This window comes from Streptomyces sp. UNOB3_S3 (assembly GCF_020740895.1).
In the GTDB taxonomy this organism is placed as follows: Bacteria; Actinomycetota; Actinomycetes; order Streptomycetales; family Streptomycetaceae; genus Streptomyces.
Genome location: NZ_JAILXP010000691.1, coordinates 1 through 1,342 on the forward strand (window position 1 = coordinate 1; position 1,342 = coordinate 1,342).

At 71.4% G+C, this 1,342-nt stretch carries 1 protein-coding gene; it reads right to left on the reverse strand.

The genetic code is table 11. From position 1 onward, the window contains the following. Nucleotides 1-16 precede the first annotated feature (16 nt). Nucleotides 17-1,189, reverse strand: a complete 1,173-nt coding sequence (locus tag K6I33_RS35060; protein ID WP_229358834.1) for an acetoin utilization protein AcuC — start codon at nt 1,187-1,189, stop codon at nt 17-19. Between the last annotated feature and the right edge of the window lie 153 nt (nt 1,190-1,342).

Here is a 1,342-nt window from a genome sequence, read left to right on the forward strand (position 1 = left end):
GCAGGGGGCCGTGGGCTCAGGGCAGCAGCCCGTGGGCCGGGAACACCGCCCTACGGGTCGCGAGGATCGCCTGGTCCAGGCGGTCGGCCGGGTCGTACCCCGACTCCTCGAACGACCGCCATTCCGGCTCACGGCCATCCGTCATCCTCAGCGGCCCCAACTGCCCCGTGCGACGGAACACTTCACTCCGCCACAGGTCCGGCACGGGCGACGCGGGATCCACCGGCCGGTCGGCGGCGATGCCCACCAGATGGGTCCACGACCGCGGCACCACATCCGTCACGGCGTACCCACCTCCCCCGAGCGCCACCCAGCGGCCGTCGGCATGACGATGCGCCAACTCATGGCAGGCGGTCGCCACATGGCGCTGTGCGTCCAGCGAGACGGCCAGGTGCGCCAACGGGTCCTCGAAGTGGGTATCGGCCCCGTGCTGGGTCACCAGCACCTGCGGCCGGAAGGCCGCCAGGAGCTCCGGTACGACCGCGTGGAAGGCCCGCAGCCACCCGGCGTCACCCGTGCCCGCAGGCAGCGCCACGTTCACCGCGCCGCCCTCGGCCTCCGGGGCCCCCGTCTCCGTCGGCCAGCCGGTGCGGGGGAAGAGGGTCTGGGGGTGCTCATGCAGGGAGATCGTCAGAACGCGGGGGTCCTCCCAGAAGGCCGCCTGGACGCCGTCGCCGTGGTGGACGTCCACATCCACGTAGGCCACCCGCTCGGCTCCCAGCTCGAGCAGCCGGGCGATCGCGAGGGCCGCGTCGTTGTACACGCAGAATCCGGATGCCGCGCCCGGCATGGCGTGGTGCAGTCCGCCGGCGAAGTTCACGGCGTGCGGCACCTCCCCGCGCCATACGGCCTCGGCGGCGCCCACGGACTGACCGGCGATGAGCGCCGCGGCCTCGTGCATCCCCGCGAACGCCGGGTCGTCGACGGTCCCGAGCCCATAGGACAGATCGGCGGACCGGGGATCGGCCGACGCGGCCCGGACGGCGGCGATGTAGTCGGGGCGGTGCACGAGCCGGAGAGTCGACTCGCCGGCGGGCGGAGCGGCGACGACACGGACCGCCCGGTCGAGCTCGAAGGCCTCGACCAGTCGCATGGTCAGGGCGAGCCGTACGGGATCCATGGGATGCCCGGGGCCGAAGTCATAGCCGGTTACCGCTTCGTCCCACATCAGCTGTGCATGGCCGCTCATGGGGGTCACGGTATCGGTATCCATCTTGGCCGTAAATGCAAGAAAGCCCCGGCAGGTATCCCCTGCCAGGGCTTTCTCTTAAAAGGAGTTCGGCGGCGTCCTACTCTCCCACAGGGTCCCCCCTGCAGTACCATCGGCGCTGAAAGGCTTAGC